15 protein-coding genes are annotated in these 20,301 nt (G+C 37.7%); 5 read left to right on the top strand and 10 right to left on the bottom strand.

Annotation, left to right across the window (positions count from 1 at the left end):
- Positions 1 to 245: 245 nt before the first annotated feature.
- The 8 genes from B1C82_RS14925 to B1C82_RS14890 form a co-directional block, all read right to left on the bottom strand.
- Positions 246 to 1,193 carry a hypothetical protein gene (locus B1C82_RS14925; protein WP_086448295.1) on the bottom strand — a complete coding sequence of 316 codons (948 nt, stop codon included), beginning with the start codon at positions 1,191 to 1,193 and terminating at the stop codon, positions 246 to 248.
- The gene (locus tag B1C82_RS20590) at positions 1,186 to 1,323 is read right to left on the bottom strand and encodes a hypothetical protein (protein WP_157894143.1); all 138 of its coding nucleotides are present in this window, start codon (positions 1,321 to 1,323) and stop codon (positions 1,186 to 1,188) included. The genes B1C82_RS14925 and B1C82_RS20590 overlap by 8 nt, the downstream gene beginning before the upstream one ends.
- Positions 1,324 to 1,460: 137 nt before the next feature.
- Positions 1,461 to 1,724: a hypothetical protein gene (locus B1C82_RS14920; protein ID WP_157894142.1), complete on the bottom strand. Its 264-nt coding sequence runs from the start codon at positions 1,722 to 1,724 to the stop codon at positions 1,461 to 1,463.
- An 89-nt stretch (positions 1,725 to 1,813) separates the two neighbouring features.
- A complete protein-coding gene (locus tag B1C82_RS14915) occupies positions 1,814 to 4,234 on the bottom strand; it encodes a hypothetical protein (RefSeq protein ID WP_157894141.1) in 2,421 nt (806 codons plus the stop codon).
- Positions 4,235 to 4,254: 20 nt separating this feature from the next.
- Positions 4,255 to 4,872: a TetR/AcrR family transcriptional regulator gene (locus B1C82_RS14905; RefSeq protein ID WP_086448291.1), complete on the bottom strand. Its 618-nt coding sequence runs from the start codon at positions 4,870 to 4,872 to the stop codon at positions 4,255 to 4,257.
- A 34-nt stretch (positions 4,873 to 4,906) separates the two neighbouring features.
- Positions 4,907 to 5,512, bottom strand: a complete 606-nt coding sequence (locus tag B1C82_RS14900) for a TetR/AcrR family transcriptional regulator (RefSeq protein ID WP_086448290.1) — start codon at positions 5,510 to 5,512, stop codon at positions 4,907 to 4,909.
- A 5-nt stretch (positions 5,513 to 5,517) separates the two neighbouring features.
- Positions 5,518 to 8,817: an efflux RND transporter permease subunit gene (locus B1C82_RS14895; protein WP_086448289.1), complete on the bottom strand. Its 3,300-nt coding sequence runs from the start codon at positions 8,815 to 8,817 to the stop codon at positions 5,518 to 5,520.
- Positions 8,814 to 10,421, bottom strand: a complete 1,608-nt coding sequence (locus B1C82_RS14890) for a TolC family protein (protein WP_086448288.1) — start codon at positions 10,419 to 10,421, stop codon at positions 8,814 to 8,816. Before B1C82_RS14890 ends, B1C82_RS14895 begins: the two co-directional genes overlap by 4 nt.
- 451 nt (positions 10,422 to 10,872) lie before the next feature.
- On the opposite strand from B1C82_RS14890, the gene B1C82_RS14880 reads away from it, so the two are divergent.
- The 4 genes from B1C82_RS14880 (at position 10,873) to B1C82_RS14865 (ending at position 17,226) form a co-directional block, all read left to right on the top strand.
- Positions 10,873 to 13,173: a hybrid sensor histidine kinase/response regulator gene (locus tag B1C82_RS14880; RefSeq protein WP_234008420.1), complete on the top strand. Its 2,301-nt coding sequence runs from the start codon at positions 10,873 to 10,875 to the stop codon at positions 13,171 to 13,173.
- 42 nt (positions 13,174 to 13,215) lie between these two features.
- Positions 13,216 to 14,184 carry a YheT family hydrolase gene (locus B1C82_RS14875; protein WP_086448286.1) on the top strand — a complete coding sequence of 323 codons (969 nt, stop codon included), beginning with the start codon at positions 13,216 to 13,218 and terminating at the stop codon, positions 14,182 to 14,184.
- A gap of 113 nt (positions 14,185 to 14,297) precedes the next feature.
- Positions 14,298 to 15,509 carry an acetyl-CoA C-acetyltransferase gene (locus tag B1C82_RS14870; protein ID WP_086448285.1) on the top strand — a complete coding sequence of 404 codons (1,212 nt, stop codon included), beginning with the start codon at positions 14,298 to 14,300 and terminating at the stop codon, positions 15,507 to 15,509.
- Between the two features lie 442 nt (positions 15,510 to 15,951).
- Positions 15,952 to 17,226, top strand: a complete 1,275-nt coding sequence (locus B1C82_RS14865; RefSeq protein ID WP_086448284.1) for a hybrid sensor histidine kinase/response regulator — start codon at positions 15,952 to 15,954, stop codon at positions 17,224 to 17,226.
- Between the two features lie 12 nt (positions 17,227 to 17,238).
- Here the strand turns inward: B1C82_RS14865 and B1C82_RS14860 are convergent, their stop codons facing one another.
- Entirely contained in the window at positions 17,239 to 18,447 is a 1,209-nt protein-coding gene (locus tag B1C82_RS14860) for a sensor histidine kinase (RefSeq protein WP_086448283.1), read from the bottom strand.
- Positions 18,448 to 18,506: 59 nt separating this feature from the next.
- On the bottom strand, positions 18,507 to 19,085 hold the full coding sequence (locus B1C82_RS14855; protein ID WP_086448282.1) for a chemotaxis protein CheD: 579 nt from the start codon (positions 19,083 to 19,085) through the stop codon (positions 18,507 to 18,509).
- Positions 19,086 to 19,736: 651 nt separating this feature from the next.
- Here B1C82_RS14855 and B1C82_RS14850 point away from each other — a divergent pair.
- Positions 19,737 to 20,267, top strand: a complete 531-nt coding sequence (locus B1C82_RS14850; RefSeq protein ID WP_086448281.1) for a chemotaxis protein CheW — start codon at positions 19,737 to 19,739, stop codon at positions 20,265 to 20,267.
- Positions 20,268 to 20,301: the final 34 nt, after the last annotated feature.

The following is a 20,301-nucleotide window of genomic DNA, read 5'->3' as shown; positions in this document are numbered from 1 at the left end:
TTTTTATAAAGCGTTTGATAATCTACTTTCAAATTTAGATTTTGAAAAATTTCAGGAAAGCAGCAAGGAAAGTATATATACCCTATACTTTCCTTTCGTTTTTCTTTTTTGATATGTGTTCGTTTACAATTTAATTTTTAAACATTCGAATATCGCTCTGATTAAAAGGGAGGTGTGTATCTTCCGAAAACAGTTAGCAGAAGTATCTATCGAAATCGATTCAGACCACTATACTAATCCCGCCTTCAATCAAGACAAGTTATCATATCTGAATCAGAAGTTCGCCACCTATGCTTCCGCTTTGCGATTTTAATATTCAAAAAAGGTATTTTATCTCTATTCGCAGATTCATATTGAATTATAACATTATTAGAAATAATTTGTGGAAAGTCTATCTTGAGTTTTGACTCCCCTGAAGGAATTTCGAAAAGAAATTCTTTTTCCGACAATCCAATGTTTCCTTTGATATAATAGTTAGCAAAATCATCCTTACATCTTGAAATCTCAATTTCCTCAATTTTATAATTGCAATTCCAATCTATCTTTAATTTGGCGAAATGGCTGACACTAACTGGAAATTTTGGTAGCTTGCAGATATCAATTTTACTTTTAAGTTGTATTAACTTTCCGTTATTATCTATAAATTGAACACGAAGCTCATTTATACTTAGTTGTTCCTTGACTCCTATTTCTTGAATGAATAGTAGAATTTGTCTAGAGAAAATTCCAGATGAAATAATGGGAATAATCAAGAAAATCAAAAAAAAGTTGTTATAAGTTGGTGTATTAAATTGAGCAGAGCTTTTTCTCTTTGTGGGAAACGCGAGGGATTTTATTGCAAGAATAGATTCAAAAACTAAAACCCCAAGAAGGAGAAAATGTAAAATCGGAATATCTGGAAATTCCGCGAAGAAGCAAACGACGCATAAGGAGAACGCTGCAACTGACAATGTTTTGAAAATTACTTTTGAATATCCGAATAGCTGAGTATTATAGATAATTCCAAAAATAGAAAGCAGAAGATAGCTGATTGAGCCAAATATCAATTTGCAAACCAGTACAATAGAAGGGAATGTTATTCCAAAATTATCTTTCCATTGCCAACTATGAATTGCATAAGTTAGAAATAATACTGCAATAAAAGCCCTGATTAAAAAATAAAAAACTGAGATAAACTTTTTAAGATCAATCAACTTTGACTCCATCAATTTCTTTCACAGGAGTGTAATTATTCTTATCCCACCATCCAGGATCAATTGACTTTATTTTATCTATAGTTGGACCTCCTTCAATGTACACATCTATAGCCCTGTGTTCGAACATTGTGGTAACATTTTCCTTTTGCTTTTCTTGGGGTTATTTTTGACGATAAATTTTGCTTTCGAGGGTTCTATTTCGTTTTTCAAAATTTCCGGAATATGACATTCTTTTAGAACTAGATTGGAGACTAAACCTCCAATCTAGTTGCCTGTGCAATGTTTTTTGCCGTACGTTCCTCTAACACAAGACCCAGAACCGATACAATCGGCATCCGAAAAACATTCGTTTCCTGATTTTCCGCTGCCGTGGTCAAATTCAGGTTTTTTAGTACAAACTCCACCGGTGCATTGCATTCCAAAACCGCATTGAATATCTGCAGTGCATTTTTCTCCCTTCTCCCTATCCCCGGCGAAAATACTACAGGTGAGAAACATTAGTATTAGATGTAAGTATACGTATTTCATTTTTAATCCTTCAACAAATTGTAAAATTAGCTTTTGAGGCTCTGATTATTATATCAATCGATGCGAATTTAAGGACATTACTTTTTATATTAAATTCTTTTTAGAAAAATTCTTTGGATCTGGACTCCTGATTTGCCTGCTACAAATACTCTGAACTCGACATCATCTATAACCGAATTTGTAATTTCAAACAGTAAGGTTTTGGAGTTGGGAACTTCTCCTTTTTCTTGCGGAGACAAAAGAGATAATCCTTTATTATAAGCTACATCAAATTTAGCATGATCTAAATTTCTGCCTGAATAATCTAATCTATACTTACCTTTAGAAAGTGTCAAAAAAGGACCATAAACTAAATTACCTTCGTGCCTTGTTGCAGAAATTGTTCCATCCTCATTGGTTTTTCCGCCAGAAGACAAAAAGCCAGATTCTCCTGGGATCCACTCAAATTGAATTGGATCAGGCTCTTCGGCTTTTTTACTCTTCTCAATCTTATAAATTTGGTAATTTAAATTTTTTTTATATAAAAATTCTGGAAATCTATATATAGATTCATCTGGAAAAAGGCCCGATAACTGGAGATCCCCAGTTAAAGAAAATTTCAGCTTGGCACTTGATCCGGACAAATCTCCATTTTGGATAATATAAATATTTTTCCTTTTTGTCAGTAGATCAGGGACTCGCCTTATAAATTCTTCCGAATCGTTTATCAAAAATATATTCTTTCCGTAAATATAACGAAGAGGGGAAGCGATTTGAACCTTATTAGTAAAGTAGATTGACTCTCCATCTGATGGTCCTTGGACAAAATTTTCATACCCTTTCACATAACCTTCCATCATTGATTGTGATAGAATTAATTTTGATCTCCAATATGTGTGAATGGTAGCGGCTCCTCCAAAAACGAGCAAAACTAAAAGTTTAATTGTTCTATTAGATATTGGAATATTCCGAATTCCGACTAAAGACCCTAATATTGCAAAAGGAATGGAAAATAGCATCCATCTTCGCGAAGCCCATAAGTGGTCCGCTGCAATACTAGGGTTTAATAAATAAGATACCAACAGAAATGTTCCGAGTAAAAATAAAAATATCGAATGAGATTTGTTTTTACGAATAAGATAAGTATCTAAAGCGAAAGGGAGAAAGATAAACAGCCAAACAGGAACATACCACAAAAAAATGGGAAGAGAATTTAACGCAAAAAAACTTCCGGGCTGAATACCACTGAATATTTTTGCTTGGATTTCTGGGCGAATAAAATATGCGTAAATCCCTAACGCGGAAATTGACATAAAAAAGAAAAGTCGAATGAATTTTATATTTTTATGATATATCCCTCTAATTTTATCTAAAACCCCTTTATTCCGCCAAAGAGAAATTTCTAACATCAGAACAAATATAGAAATCAGCGAAAGAGTCAGGACAATTTCCAAAAACCCCCTTTCCCAGAGGTGAGCCATATACACTCTTGAATAAAAATAAGCATAAACCAAGGATAAAATATTTAAAACAAGGAATGTAAATATAAAATATAAAGTATTTTTAAAATACTTTTCAGAAAACAAGAGAACGAACACGGAATATAAAACAATAACGGGGAAATATAGATAAGAATCTACCCTAGCAAAAAGCGAAAGCCCGAAACATACTCCGATCAGCGAATAAACCCACTTGTTCGTTTCTCGAAAGAATGTTTGAATGGAGTATACCGTAAAAAGAATTAGAAACTGAGAAAACGTTTCAGTCAAAACTGATCTAACGTTCCAAAGTTGAGAAACATTCAATACATATAATATGATTGCAAAAATCGCCGAAACAGGATCTAAAATTTTTCTAACGATTAAATAAAAAAAGAAAACTGAAAAATAACCGAAGATAGAATTTACCCGAAATAATCCATCCATTCCGAAAAGATCATACCCAATCGCAAAGTAAGCAGGCACCAAATGAAAAAAGTCAGGTGATCTATGATCTTCTGAATTTGAAAATCCTTCTAGAAAGCTATAATGAATGGAAGGAAAGTCTAGGCGCACAGCTTGGCCGAAAGTTTCACTTATCAATTTGGTATCAGAAATTTCTAAATATAAGCCTCCATTTTTTGAGATATTAATGCCAAAAATCGTATAAAGTCCGGGGTCCCTTCCTCCATCCAAATACCAAGTGGGAAATCCTGCATAAAGATATAAGGCAACAAAGGAGAATAAAATGATAAATATAAGTTCTGGTTTTTTTATTTCGAGTCTAAACGATTTACATGTTTCTTCTTTTCTATGAACAAATGTATAAATAATCGAAAGAGTGGAGAGTACATATAAAGAAATGATAATTTTTCCAATACTGTAAATCCCAAGTATAGTAAGTAGAAAGGAAATAATCCCCATGTATAGTAAAGGGGATACTACAGATAAAAGAACTGTCCCTATTCTTCCTGGGCCTTTAAGCCTTTTAAAAAGGAAAAATAAGAATGTTGAAGATAAGATCCATCCGGCAAAAAAAAAGAATATGATCAAAAGTGAAAAGTTTTCCTGCTTTAGATATCTTCTCTTTTTACGATCCCGTAAAAGATAATATTGTCCAGCTCTTGGACCAGATCTCGGATCGAATATGGAGTCTGTGCTAAGAAGTTCGGATCGAACATTGCTTCCGATGCTGCAGAGTGAATGAGAAGTACGATATCAGGATTTACATCAGAGCGAATTTCACCGTTCTTGATGCCAGTCTCGATCATCTTTCTCATTGTTCTGTTGATATTTTTTTCTTTAAGAGACTGGATTTGTTTCCAAATATCCGGTGCTTGGTCTCGGATCTCTCTTAAAAATTCATTCATTCCGTGAGGGATTTCGGAAGAGAGGCAACCTCTCATTGATTGGATCTTTTCTTTAATGGATTTGTCAGGGTCTTGGAAGATACCTTCGATCCTGCCGTGAATTCTGAGATGTTTATCAGTCATCACTTCTTTTAACAATTCATGCTTATTGGCGAAGTGTTTATAAAGTGTTTTACGACTGATCCTAAGAGTTCGAGCGATCTCTTCCATTCGAGTTTTCGCAAAACCGTATCGTAAAAATAGCTCGAACGATTTTTCGAATATTCTCTCTCGGACTTCGTCCTTCTCTTGGGTTAGTTCTTGTTCCACGGCGCTGTGCACTTTATTATCCCCCTTCCGCTTAGGAAACGATTTTTCAATCTAAAGACGATTTTAACGTCTCCTTTCCTCTGCGTATTATGCCATAAAGAAAAATATTGTCCAGTTCGGATATATTGGCCCGACGCTCGGTCGGGCTTTGTTCCCACTTGTAAATCGCATCTGAACAGGCGATTAATGCCATGATGAACAAGTCGGGCCTTAAGTCCGCTCTGAATTCTCCTAATTTTTTCCCCTCTTCCAATAAGCTTTCAATTTCAGTATCTATTAATTGGACTCTTTTGGCCTTCACCATTCTCCATATTTCGGGAATTTGATCCTGCAATTCCTTCCATAATGCGAAATGGCCTGGCTTACAAACATCCAATAGTTCCTTGCTCATCTTCACAAATCGTTTAGAGAAGTCTAGAGCCCTATTATTTCGAATTCTTTTAAGCTTAAAGGCGGCTTTGGTTTGGCGATACTCTGCAGCAGCCTTTAAAACTTCTTCTTTATTCGAATAATATTCGTATAAGGTCTTTTTTCCGATTTTGGACTCTTCTACCAAGTCCTCCATTCTAGTTTTCGCATAACCTTTTCGTTGAAAGACCCGAGATGCCCCGAGTAAAACTCGGAGCCGATTTTTTTTCTCGGTGAAGTTCATGATATTTATCGCGCATCCGGATCCGGAGAATTTCTACGGACCAGATTGTTCAACTTCTCTATATAGGAGAATGCAGCCGGAACCACTACTAACGTAAGAACGGTAGAAGAGATCAATCCGCCTATGATCGCGACCCCCATACTTGTCCTTTGTTTGGATGCTTCGTTTAGTCCAATCGCGATAGGAGCCATACCCGCGATCAAAGCGAATGAAGTCATTAGGATAGGACGAAGACGTTCTCTTCCTGCTTCTATAATCGCTTCTTTCATTTCCACACCTCTTTGTATGAGCTGGTTCGTGAAGTCCACGAGTAAGATCGAGTTCTTGGTGGCCACCCCGATGAGCATGATTAGCCCGATCATGGAGAATATATCCAAGGATTTTTGGGTTAAGAATAGAGCGATAAACGCTCCGCAAAGTGCCAGTGGGAGAACCAACATGATCGCAATAGGTGTGATAAAACTTTCATACAAGGAAGCAAGAACCATATAGATGAATAACACACCAAGTCCCATTGCTATCCCGAGAGAAGTTCCCATCTCCTTAAAGTTCTCGGCCTGTCCGGTATATCCGATACGAACTCCCGGAGGAAGCGGCAATTCTGTTTGAGTAAGTTTTGCTACTTCTTCCATTGCTCCACCCATACCTGGTCCATCCGGATTTACATCTGCATAGATCTCCACTGATTGGTTTCTGTTCATACGGTTGATAGTAGCAAGACCAGTTGTCTCTTCTGCTCTAGCAACGTTTTGGATCGGGATCATCATGTTGTTAAAGTTAGGAACGAAAGAATTATAAAAGTTATCCTTCAAATCTCTCTGGCCTTCTTTTAATCGAACACGAATATCGTATTCCACTCCGTTCTCTCGATAGACTGCAGGAGTAGTTCCTTCTACCAATGTTCTTAATTCGGATCCGATCACAGTTCCCGGAATTCCAAGCAGAACTTCTCTTTGACGGTCTGGTACGACTCTGAATTCAGGTGCACCAGCTCTATAACTTGTGTCCACGTCCAGAAGTGCTTTAGATTCTCTTAATTTTTCGAAAAGTTTTCTGGAATATTCTTCTACAACTTTTCCGTTCTGTCCGCTTACGACCAGAGTGAAAGGTCTTTGTCCTCCACCCACGTTATCTATATCTTTAACGATAGGATTCGCATAAGAGAATGATTCCAATTCTTTACGAAGAAGGTCTTTGAACTGAGAAGTGTTCATGTTCCTTTCTTTCGCTGGGATCATCTCCACGAACATAGTCGCTGTCCTGTTTGTATTGAACATAGCTACCAATTTAACTTCTTTATGAGAAGATATCTCTTTATATGCTTCTTGAGCGATCTCCGCCATTTTTTGCACGGAAGTTCCAGGAGGCATGTCCAAAGTGACTTGGAATTTTCCTTGGTCCTGAGCAGGTAAGAATGTTTTCGGAATATACTTGGTCAGCATCAAACTAGCAACGAAGATCAAAACCGCACTGCTTAATATGAACACTGGACGTTTTAAGGTAAACTTTAGAACGCTTGCGTAAATATTTTCTAACCAAGTTTGGAATACGTTAAATCCAGATAAGATCGAATCCAATCCCTTCTCAACAGGAGAAAGAATTCTTCCTAAGAACCCGAATACAAGCTTCAAGAGTTCGAATAATGCAGAGAACACTCTGGAAATGATTCCTTTCGGAGCCTCTTGCGCCCTGATCTTAGAGAACGCAATCTCTTCCAAGGTAGTGGTTTCATTATTCTTCTTCTTTTTCTTTCCCTCTGTAGGAACACTTAAGAACTCTGGAGAGGAATGTCCATGAGCTCCTTGCGCATGTGATCCAGAAATTTTTCCACCAAAATAAGCAGATAGCATTGGAGCGATCGTAAGTGCGTCATAAAGAGAGATTAAAAGAGCAAAACAAACTGTTAGTCCAAATTCTCTTAAGAACTGTCCGACTACACCACTTACAAACGCAATCGGTAAGAATACAGCGATCACTGTCATAGTGGTCGCGATTACCGCTAATGTTACTTCCTTAGTACCTTCTGTAGAAGCTTCTCTTGCAGTTTTACCCATCTCTCTATGTCGGAAAATATTTTCCCTGACCACAATTGCATCGTCGATGAGAAGTCCCACGGCCAAGCTCAATGCAAGAAGTGTCATTACGTTTACTGTAAATCCAGCAACCGCCATTAAAATGAACGCGCCTAAAAGTGAGTTAGGTAACGCAAGTCCAGTAATGATCGTAGATCTTACACTTCCTAAGAACAGAAGCACCACTACGATAGTGAGCGCGATACCAATGATGATTGTTTCTTTTACATCGTAGATATTATCATCAATCTGAATGGAGTTATCGTTTGCGATCGAAAGAACTGCGCCGCCTTCTCTTCTTGCGAGTTCCTTGTTTAGATCCTCAATTCGTTTCTTCACTTCTTGCGCAACAGCGACAGTATTCGATCCTGATTGTTTGAATACCAGCAAGAAGACTGCCTTCTTACCATTAAAATACGCGCGAGTGCTCTCATCCTCCAGAGTATCTACTACTTCTCCCAATTGTCCGATCTTGACAGGAACTTCATTCCCGAATAAGGAAATTGGAGTGTCTCTGATCTCTTGCGGAGATTTGAATTCGTTTATAGTTCTGTAAACTAACTCTGAATCCGCCTTACTTACTTTACCCGCAGGTATATTTGTTCCACCGGAGGCCAAACGATTGGAAACCACGGAAGCAGGGATCATATGTTGTTTTAATTTTTGTCTATCTAATGCAACATGGATCTCTCTTTTACGTCCGCCATAAATGGTAATATTTCCAACATCCTTAGCGGTTAAGAGGTTTTGTTTAATCTCTTCGTTTGCGATATCATAGATCTGCGCTTCACTCAAGTTTGCATTCAGTGCAAGAATAATGATTGGCTGATCGGCAGGGTCTATCCTTCTGATGATAGGCTCTTTGATATCATTCGGTAATTTAGGTTTTACCGCAGAAACCTTATCCCTTACCTGTTGTTCCGCGTATTTCACATCGGTTTCCAAGGTAAATTCAAGGATGATAGTACCGGAACCTTCGCTACAAGTAGAACGGATCCTTTTCACTCCGGAGATAGTAGAAAGTTCATCTTCCACAGGTTTTGCGATCAGAGTTTCGATCTCGTTAGGCGCTGCTCCAGGATAAGGCACAGTTACTGTGACTACCGGAATAGTTACGTTAGGAAAAAGGTCCACACCCAACTTGTTCAGGGAAAGATATCCCGAAACAAGAATGATGAGAACCGTACAGGTAATAAATATCGGTCGTTTGATCGATAGTTCTGCAAAATTCATTTTTGATCTCCGGTGTTTTGGTTCAGAACTTCTTCGGCATCCATTCCGTATTTGCGAAATAGAGTCCCCTTAGAGAGTTCGTATTGTACTAGCGCCGAGTTATAATTCACTTTTGCCTGCATCAGTCCGTATCTAGCCTGAGCTACTAGGTCCAATGCGTTTTTAACGTTTACGGATGTGGCTCTTCCGTATCTGTATCTGGGCAGAATGCCCGAATAAAACTTCTCCGCTTGGGAGAGATTCTTTTTGGATTCTTCTAAGATCTCATGAGTTGTATTGATCTTTTGTAATCCTTGTCTCACATCTGTTTTGACCTGCTCTTTGGTTTGTTCCAAAAGGAGATCCATCTTTCTACTTTGTGTTAAAGAATTTTTATATTCCGCTCTGGCTGTATCATTCCCGAGAGGATAATCCATCTTGATCTCTGCGGAATTTTGGGTAAATCTACCCGCACCAATTCCATCGAAACTTTGTGGAAAATTACGATCATATTCACGAGAATTATAAGTTCCACTCACGTAAAGAGAAGGTAATAGCCCGTTTTTAGAAATTTCCAGAGCAGTTCCTGCATTCTGTTTTTGTAATGCAATACTTTTGAAATCGTATCTATGCTGGAATGCTTCTTCTGTTTCTGAGTCTTCGGTTCCAAGAGAAGGAAGAGAATCGTCCAAAACCAATGCGAAATTCACTTTAGTTTCAGGATCTTTTCCGAGAGAAACAAGTAAGTCTCTTCTAACTCTATCCTTTTCCAGTTTTGCCTGTCTGAGCTGGTTCTCTGCAGTGATCAGAAGTGCGTTCCATTGTCCCGATTCATAATCTTCTGCCACTCCCATTCTCACTTTGGAAGAAGTGATATCTTTCACATTCTTTACGCTCTTAACCAGAAGCTCAGCCGTTTTAAGATTTTCGTCCGCTAATGATAAATTCCAAAAAGATAATAAAGATTGGACCACGGACCTGGAGAGAGTATTCATCGCATCCAATCTTCTGACTGCGGAACTTCTTCTGCTAATCTCCAAAGATCTTCTTTGTTGGTATCCGAAAATATTTTTCAGTAATTCCTGTTTGAGAGTGAAGCCGAGATTTGCAAAGTGAAGACTTGGCTGAGCGAATTGTTGAGCGATTGTTCCTTGTTGTTCCGGTCTTTTCCCCGCATCGGTTTCATAACGGTTGTCGGAAACCGTTAAACCGGCAGTGGTTCCAGTATTAAAAACTTTTGATAGACCTGCAGAAAGTGTATTACTTGTGATCTCTCTACCTTGCAATGTATACTGAGGTAAAGGTAAGTTATTCGTCTTTTGAGTATTAGCGGTTAAGGTCCCAATAAAATTATATTTACCGTTTTCCTTCTCCCAATCATACTCAGAGTTCTCCAAGTCCAGTCGGCTCATCTTCGCCTGAACTGAATTTTCCAAAGAGTAACGAATTAGAGAAGTAGTGGTCCATACTCCTTCCTTCTCCAAATCGTCCCGAGTCTCGCTAGCGATAGAAACAGCACTTAGAAAAATACCTAAGTAAATAACGCTGCGAAAGGTTGCCTGATTCTGTTTGTGTTGCATAACATCCAACTGGAAACATTTATAGTGTATTTTGTTTCCACCCATAGGAAACAAAATATCTTTTTATTGTTTCCTATGTCAACAGAAAAATATTTGAAATAAAAAGATTTTATTGATATTGAGTCTCATTATATAATAGTTTGGACATGAGCATACGTGGAGCCTCTTCCCTTCGCTACCCATTCCAAGACCTTTGCAGAAAGCTTGAATCCAGCCAAAACGATAAAGAAATATTAGAAACTTATCCTTCCGGGTCAGAAATCTGGAAACTTATCCCTCAAAATTCTGAAAACGAATTTATGAGCACGGGACAAAAGGGAGAAGTTTCGTAACTCTATAACTTTCCTTCTTCTTCACCCGAAAAAATCCTTTCCAACCCCTTCTTTTCAGATACTAAACGGTGGCATTCTCAACGGATTTATTTAAGGTCCCTTTCATGAAATTCCGGGGTCTTTTCCGTATCTTCGCCGTCCTATAGTGATATAAATGCCTTAGTATGATGAACGAGATCCCGACAGACATTCTCACCTTCATTAAGTTTTTTGAACATTCAGAGGGGACATCCGTATATGTGAATGAACTTCTCCGAGACGAGAGCGGCAAGATCAAAGATATAAAATTGCATTATTGCAATGAACAAGGCGCCAAACTCTTACAAATGGAAAAGGTTTTCCTAATTGGAAAGAATTTCACTGAGTTCAGGCCAGGAGTAAGCATAATTAAGCCTGAAATGGCCGAGTTTATGAATTCGATCAGTAGGGCTGGGTCCGAGTGGAGGGGAATTCGTCAGTCAGTAATCTCGGGAAAATATGTTGACTCCACTATGCTCTGCCATCGGGACGATTGGATCATTTCGATCGCAAAAGACTTAAACCAAGAAATCAAAGAAAAGGACATTTTTAGAGAAGCGGCGTATAGGAATGAGGACGCAATATATTATTTAGAACCGATTTTTAACGAGAACGGAAATATTATAGATTTCATATATAAGGATATGAACCCTGCAGCAGAGACAGAAATGGGAATACCCAAAGAGATCTCGATCGGCAAAAATTTATACAGTGTATTCCCTGAAAATGTGGATTTGGGCATGTTCGATCTTTTTAAGAGAGTTTATCTCACACAACAGGCGGAAAAGAAAGAATATGAGATTAAAGATGCTCAAGGAAATCCAGGATTTTATCTTCTTCATATTAGCAGAGTTTACGAGGGCCTCGTAATTACTAACAAGAATGTTACAGAAATTCGAAATGTAGAAAACCAACTTAGGATACAAAAAGAGCAGTTAGAATTCACCTATCTTGCATCCAATGACGGATATTGGGATTATAACGTAAAGACTGAACAACTTTTTCTTTCTGAAAGATGGAAGACTATGCTTGGCTTCACCGACAAAGAGATTGAATCAGATGACATCCAGCTCTGGAGAAAATTAGTACATCCAAAAGATCTAAGAATTGCACTCTCTGCATTCCAAAGACACCAATCCGAAGAAACCGAAAGGTTCGATAAGGTTTTAAGATTCAAAACAAAAGCTGGGGAATATATATTTGTCCGTTCAAGAGCACTTATCATTAAAGATGAGAATGGAGAACCTACACGAATTGTTGGAACTCATACTGATATCTCTGCTGCAAAACAATCAGAGCATGCCTTAGAAAAAGCAAAAGAAAAGGCAGAACAAGCTGACAAAGCCAAGTCGGAATTTTTAGGAATGATCTCTCATGAAATGAGAACTCCATTGAACGGAATTTTCGGAATGGCCAGCCTACTTTCAGGTTCAAAATTAGATTCGGAACAAAAAGAATATCTTAAAGATCTTTCAGATTCCACTGCGATCCTATCTAGGCTTATTGATGATCTATTACAAATCATCACCTTAGATTCTGCAAAAATGGAAATCAAGGAAGAACCTTTTGAGATCAAAACATTCATAGACTTTATTCGTATATTAGTAGAACCTAAAGCATTCGAGAAGGATATAGAATTCAAAATCCTTATTTCTGAAAAATTCCCGAAAGTGATTATCGGAGACAGAACTAGGATCGAACAGGTATTATTGAACCTCATCACAAATTCCGTCAAATTCACGGACAAAGGTTCAGTTACTCTTTCATTAGATACAGAAGGAGAAACTTCTATCATATTCAAAGTAAAAGACACAGGCATCGGAATCAAAGAAGAAGCAAGACAAAGGATCTTTGATGCATTCCACCAAGAAGATTTGGCGGACACGCGCAAATACAAAGGAGTGGGACTTGGACTCTATATTGTCAAAAGGTTAGTTTCTAGAATGAAAGGAGAAGTTCATTTGAATTCAGAACCTGGGATTGGTTCTGAATTTTCAATCTCTCTCCCTTTAAAAATGGAAACGAGATCTTCTCTCAATCCAGTACAGATCGAATCTGATTCAGTTCCTACATTCGTATCTAGTTCAGTTCTGATAGTTGATGATAACGAGATTAACGTTAAAATACTTGCTAAACATCTAAGTAAAACAGGAATACAATCCGACTCTGCCTTAAGCGGCAAAGAAGCATTAAAACTTTTAGATACGAATGAAAAAAAATACGATCTGATCCTATTAGATCTACAAATGCCTGAGATGGATGGATATCATACTGCAGACGCAATACATGCTTTAAATTCCTCTAATGCAAAAACTCCTATCGTAGCAGTTACAGCTAGCTCCTTTTCTGAAGCATATGAAAAATGTGCTCAACATGGAATAGAAGGTTTTATCGGCAAACCATTCCAACCAAAACAATTGTATAAAGTTCTTACAGATTTTCTCTAACGAATGCTTGTCTCATAAAACCTGATCCGGAAAATTGTCGGCATGGACCTTCGTCCCTTCAAACCCCCCATTCATCTCCGACATCCTTTTGTACAAACAGTTTTAGCTTCTTTAATGAGGCAGAATACTCCGGATCATCCTATGGACAGAGCCGCTACTCCTGTTGTAATAGATGCAGGCAAAGGTGTTCGATTATTAGGTCATTATTCCAAATCTCCACAAGACAAGGCATTACTCGTTCTTATACACGGCTGGGAAGGAAGTATGGATTCAAATTATATCCAACGGACTTCCAGAAGATTTTTTGATAAAGGGATTTCTATCTTTCGGCTGAACTTAAGAGATCACGGAAATACTCATCATCTAAACCCAGAGCCATTTAACGGAAGCTTAATAAGGGAAACTTACGAAGCGGTCCGCAAAGTTGCAAAAGAATACGGAAATAAACTTCCAGTTTATTTGGGTGGATTCTCTATGGGTGGCAATTTTACGATCCGGGTAGCAAGAGAACATTCTAGGAATAAACAAAACATCCCGAATTTAAAACATTGTATTGCAGTAAGCCCTCCCCTTCATCCAAAGTCTGCAACCGAAATGATGGATTCTAAACTGATCATAGGAAAATATTTTTTGGATAAATGGAGACAATCCTTAGCTAAGAAGAATGTTCACTTCCCAGATCTACATCCCTATCCAAATATCATGAAAGGAAAATCAGTTATGGAAATGACTGATAGGATAGTGGCTTCTACTTCGGAGTTCAAAAATTCTGATGATTATTTTAATTCTTATACATTGGGTCCAAAGGATTTTGAAAAACTAAAAGTCGATCTGACTATAGTCACATCCGCAGATGATCCGATCATACGTCCCGACGAATTTAATGAGATCCCCAAAAATTCCAAACTTAAGATATTCATCCAGAAGTATGGAGGCCATAACGGATTTTACGAAAACTTAAAAGGAGACTGTTGGTATTTCAGAGTCTTCGATAAAGTTATATTCGGATGAGAAGAAGTAGCTTGCTTTTCCTTCCTTTCTTCTAAACTCAAGCCGTAAGCATATTTCGTTTTTGAACACAAGTTCAAGAATAACCGAACGGCTTTCGTTATAGGAGAAATACTATGTCCAACGCATACGTTATCGATGCGGTTCGCACCCCAAGAGGGAAAGGTAAAAAAAGAGGAACACTTGCATCCGTTCACCCGCAAGAACTTTCCGCCTCAACCCTATTAGCAATCCAAGAAAGAAACGGATTAAAACCAGAAATCGTAGAAGAAGTTGTTTTAGGTTGTGTCTCCCAAGTGGATGACCAAGCAGCATGTATTGCGCGTTATGCGGTTATGGCTGCACAATGGCCAAATTCCGTTCCTGGATATACGGTAAACCGTTTCTGCGGTTCCGGACTACAGGCAGTTAATAATATCGCAAACCATGTTCAATCAGGAGCAATGGCAGTTGGTTTAGGCGGTGGAGTAGAATCCATGAGCCGCGTAAAAATGGGAGCGGACTTAGGTGATAGGGATTTTAATATAGGAAATCCTAATATACAAAAACATTATAATCTTGTCCCACAAGGAATTTCTGCCGACCTGATCGCTACCAAGTATAATATTACCAGAGAAGAAGCAGACAAATTCGCAGAGTCTTCTCAATTGAAAGCTGACAAGGCAATCAAAGAAGGTGCATTCAAAAAATCCATTATTCCTGTTAAGTTAGAAGACGGAACAACGGTGGATACCGACGAGAATCCTCGTATCGAATCTGATTACGCATTCCTTTCAAGCTTAGGAGCTGTTTTCAAAACAGTAGGAGAAAGAGAACTCGATGCTATTGCATTAAGATCTTATCCTGATGTAGGAAAAATCAATCATATCCACACACTAGGAAATTCTTCCGGTATCGTGGATGGTGCAGCCTCTGTTCTACTCGCTAACGACGAAGGAATCAAAAAATATGGATTAAAGCCAAGAGCAAAAATCCTGGCGACTGTAGCTACAGGAGAAGATCCAACTATCATGTTGACTGGACCTGTTTCCGCTTCTAAAAAAGCGCTAAATATGGCAGGACTCAAAGTAGAAGATATTGATCTTTGGGAAATCAACGAAGCATTTGCTTCTGTAGTACTATATACGCAGAAGACTCTAGGAATTCCTCTGGAAAAGATCAACGTAAATGGAGGAGCAATCGCTTTAGGACACCCTCTCGGAGCAACTGGAGCAATTCTTCTTGGAACCGCTTTGGACGAATTAGAAAGAAGGAACAAACGTTACGCACTCATTACCCTCTGTATTGGAGGCGGAATGGGAATCGCGACCGTAATCGAAAAAATTTAATTTTTAATTTTTCGAGCCATCTAACGCCGTTTTTCGTCCTGAAAGCGGCGTTTTTTGTTTTTATACATTCCCTCCAAGCTTTTAATGAAAAACATTTAATCCCTGCAATGCGGGACCCGCTAAACATAAGTTAAAATCTTCCCTTATTTCGAACAAACCCCAGAAATAAATTTCTAATAAAAGATAACACGTTCTGTTTAGTCTAAAATTGCAATATACTCCAAAAGTGTTAGTATATTTGTATTTTATGATGTAATAATTTGTAATATCTGATACTTATAATTTAGAAAAACATTTTTTTCATTTCCTTCATCTTAGTATACAAAACTTGTAAAATTTAATATTTCAATTTTGTACGTTATTCTAGAGTTATGGCTCATTAAAAATATATTACATAGATATTTTCCGAATATTCGGAAATGCTTTTGGATGGAGCGCGTCTATGACGAACGCTGAAATAGAAAAAAAAGATGTTCGGCAATCGGATGGCCGGACTAAAAAAAATATTTTATTAGTTGGGACCGATCCCGAAAGAACGGAATTGATCACTAAAATCTGTGAAGATGTGGGTCTTACTGTTTTTCAGTTTCCTTTATTGGAAAACGCGAAAATTGACAGGGACTTCGGGATCGTTTACTCCGAATTGGATATCTCTCAATTCGAAATATTGACCCGAAAATTTTCCACATCAAAAAGATCCCCTTCTTTCATTTTGGGATTAGAGAATCCGGATACTAAAACAATAGTCAAAGCATTACGATTAGGAGCCTTCGATTGTATTGATATTAAAGAAACTACTCCGAAAGAGATCAGCGAAACTCTCAGAAACATAAAGGAGAACTGGGAGTTGGATCTATTGCAGGATAATCTGGAAACCGAAAGATTTAATAAGATCCAAGGAGATCTTGATTGGAATTCATTTCGCAAGGATCTGATTAGGAAAGATTTACAAACCAAAAGTGCTTATTTGATCTCAAATATTAGAACTTCCTTAAGTCAGGGCTCTGGCTTTGGAGCATTGGTATCTGCGATCGGCCTAATACGTAAAAAAGCAAAAAAGAACGGAACTCATTATGAGGTTCCTGCCGCACTAATCGATTTGCTATTGTCGAATGCAGAAACGGCAAATAGGATCATTGAAATTTTCAATGAGATGGATTACTTCATCCATAACCCTCAAATCAAAGAAGAATACTCCATCTCACAAATACACAATCTGTTCAGAAAGGAAATTCAGAATGTATATGAACTGGCAAGATTCAAAAGATTACACATCAAGATTTGTGAAGATAAGTATATAAGCTCCAGAGCTGCCGTAGGTATCCATGAAGAAAGTTTTAAAAAAGCAGTTGGAGAATTATTACTCAATGCGATCAAATTTTCAGAACCAGAAACAACAATTTATGTATTATTCACTCTCAAAAAAAGAAAACTCCTGATATCTGTTTTAAATTCTCCTAAAATAGAAGGAGGAAGTAAAAAAGGGATCCCTAACGAAGAATCCGAGTTTGTATTTCAACCCTTTGCAAGGCTAACAAAATATGTTCACGAAGACATCCCTACTCTGGATTATGGATTAGGATTGCCTTTAGTAGAAAAAATAGTTTCGAACCATGAAGGCAAGATTTCTACATTTAATGTAACAAGCTTTTTGGATGAAGAAGAAGAAACAATGGTCCTAATGGAAATGGATCTGCCCATTTCTCAGAAAGTTTAGAAAGTTTATCCGCTATTCTATTACAGGAAAACGCATCGTCAGGCAGATTCCTTCTTTTCTGGTGTCGTCCAAATTTAGATTCATTGTCTGCAGATGGACTTTTCCATTCTGTAACTCTACCAACTTTTTGACGACTGGAAGCCCAAGTCCCATCCCGAACTGTTCTTGATCGAAACGTTCGTCCATGAACTTGACTCCTCTATAGAAAGGTTCAAACACCAAATCTTCATGAAATTCCTCCAAGTATCCTGAAAAAGGAGGATCATTGATTACTTTAAATTGTAACTCGTCTCCGATCCGAAGTACAAGAATTAGAACGTTAGATTTATCTGGAGAATATTTTAAAGCATTAATCAGAACTTCTTTTGCTATCGTAAATATCCAAGCTTTCTTAAATCTCAAACGATTAGAAAGAATATGCAAATTATCTGATACTAAGATCTTCTGATCTTTAAGAGCAACAGAAGGCCGGATATCGTCGATCACTTCTCTCAATACGTCCACAAACTCTGCGACTGTCCCAATCTCATCCGGAGTCTCGCTCTCTTCGAATAGTGCCTGGGCAGAAGATAAAAATTTAGTAAATCTAGAAGCGCTTGCCACTCCATCCTGTAAAAGATCGAAAAGATTGGAGCGTATTTCTACGAATTCACTCCCCTCTTTTTTCTTTGCTTTGGAAAGTATCATAGAAAGTACAGTCATTAAACTTCCGACGCCAGTCCCTTGCATCAAAGTGATATTAATCTGTTTAATTGCGGAATCCATCCAAGCGGTAGAAGAATATCTATCCTTGAGGGATTGTTTCCAATCGAATAGTTCTAAGGCTTTGCGATAAATTTCTATCTCTGCCTTCTTTACACTTTCCCCAGTTGAATGAACAGAAATATTTTTGAAGTCAGAGGGAAGTTTAGCCTCCATAGGCAGGAATAGAGTTAATAGATACCCATCTGTAGTTTTAGAAGTAACTGTATGATATGCTAAATAGATCTCATCTGTATTTTTCAGACGCTTTATCATTTCATAATGTTTAAGACTTGGATCTTTTTCCCATAAAGAAGCCTCATGCTCTCTATCGACGGGATGGATCCAATCGTGATAATCAAAAGTGGCATCCAATTCTTTACCGATCAATTCAGCGAACTTGTCATTGGATTCTATAATTTTACCGTTTTCTTCAGTAAGAATAGCAGGTGATAGCAAATTGCGTACGAGGGAATTCAATCGTTTCTCCTAGGCGGTGCCGATAACTTTTTCTGAACGATTTAATTGTTCGTTCAAAATTAAAAGAAAGTAGTCGGCGTTTTTTTCCGCATATTCTCCCGTATTTTGTCCAAATAAGCCGCTTCGTTTTTCTCGATCATGTTTTTCTCTAGATCGATCTGCACACGTTTTACAAACACCTCGAAAGTATGAGTGAAAAAGCGTAGATTTCTATAATATTGGCCTCCGGTTTCTTCTCCGGAAACAGAAATTTCTTCCGATTTCAAAAAATCTTTCACGAACCCTACGTTCTTTTCGCCAATTGGAACACTTTTAGAGCCTAATCTTAAAACCTTGCCGCCACCTATTATCTTTGCTTGTAAACGACTTCTGGGAATCCCTTTTTTAACAAATTCATTGATCAATAATTCCATAGCGTTGATGCCGAATCTTGCTGAATCGTCCACGCCTGGTTTTCCGGGAAGAAGTATATGATTCATGCCGCCGAATCTATTGAATGGATCGAATAGGCATACTGATACGCATGAACCTAAGAGAGTTTTCATCGCAACTGGAGCTTGAGAAAATAAACATTCTCCAACATTAACAAACACCGACGGAATTTTCTCCTCTTCTTCAATTACTTTATTTGATTCCAAACGATCCGCCCGTGCTTAGTATACTCTAATTCGACTCAGTAATTCAACCTAATGTAACAACACTTCTTTAAGAAGAAAGAGAAATTATATTTTTCCGAAAATTCTAAAAATAATTTCATAATATCTATTTACGTTTTCTTGAAATACTAAATTGAACCTCCCTCCCCTCAAACGAGCGATTATAAAATTGTTCATCAAAGAATAACGAGTAATCCTTTAGCTCTAGTTTTCTGAAATATTTTATAAATAATTTTATAAGATCTTAAAGTATGTTCTGGTTTTGCTATATTAAATTCGTCGTATTGAAAATTTAGAAGCCAGGAATCAAAAAAGAATAGAAATATATTCGGATTATTTTTTTATCCATCGAACATCTTGCCGGTCCATTTTTTACAAAAGGTACAAATGTAAAAAGATTGGTTTAGAAGAAACGAAATTCGGATCTTTCATCAAACAAATTAGAGAGTTCCAAGAGCTTCGTAAATAATCCGACATAATTTAAGGCTTCAAGAATCTTTTGAAATAAATTATTTTAGTATGTCTGCTCGCGATCTTTATGCTAAAATCGATGGGCTATGTTGAATTCGAAACAGACAAAACAAATTCTATTCGAGTACCGAAACTATTCGAAAAAGAATATCGAGGATAGATATGGCAGAGAACGAAATAGATCTTCTTTTGGAAGAAGATGAAGCGGATGATGAAGATACATTAGAGAATAAATACTTAGTCTTTTCACTGGCCGACAGAGAATACGGATTAGAGATCAAATATATAATTGAAATCATCGGGATGCAGCCGATCACAGAAGTTCCCGATATGCCTGCATTTATCAAAGGAGTAACCAATCTCCGAGGAAAAGTAGTTCCGTTAATTGATGTTAGGCTAAGATTCCATATGGAATCCATACCTTATACAGAAAAAACCTGCGTAATCATCTTAAACATAGAAGGAGAAAGTCTAGGACTCATAGTGGACACCGTCCGCGAAGTAGTCAGCATTCCTTCCGAAAATACGGAACCGGCTCCAAAGATGGGAGATGGCGAAGCAAATCGTTTCATCGCTTCGTTCGGCAAAGTAGAAGACTCAGTTAAGATCTTACTCGATGTACGCAAACTCTTAAGAGACGATGAGTTGGAAGTCCTACACGATAAACTTCCTGAAACTGGGACACCAGTTTAGTTAACCAAACAAAAGAAATTTATAATAAAGCAAG

Origin of the sequence: Leptospira venezuelensis, assembly GCF_002150035.1 — a bacterium.
Classification (GTDB): Bacteria; Spirochaetota; Leptospiria; order Leptospirales; family Leptospiraceae; genus Leptospira_B; species Leptospira_B venezuelensis.
Note: the sequence above shows the minus strand (reverse complement) of the source record. Positions and strands in the feature narration are given on the sequence as shown.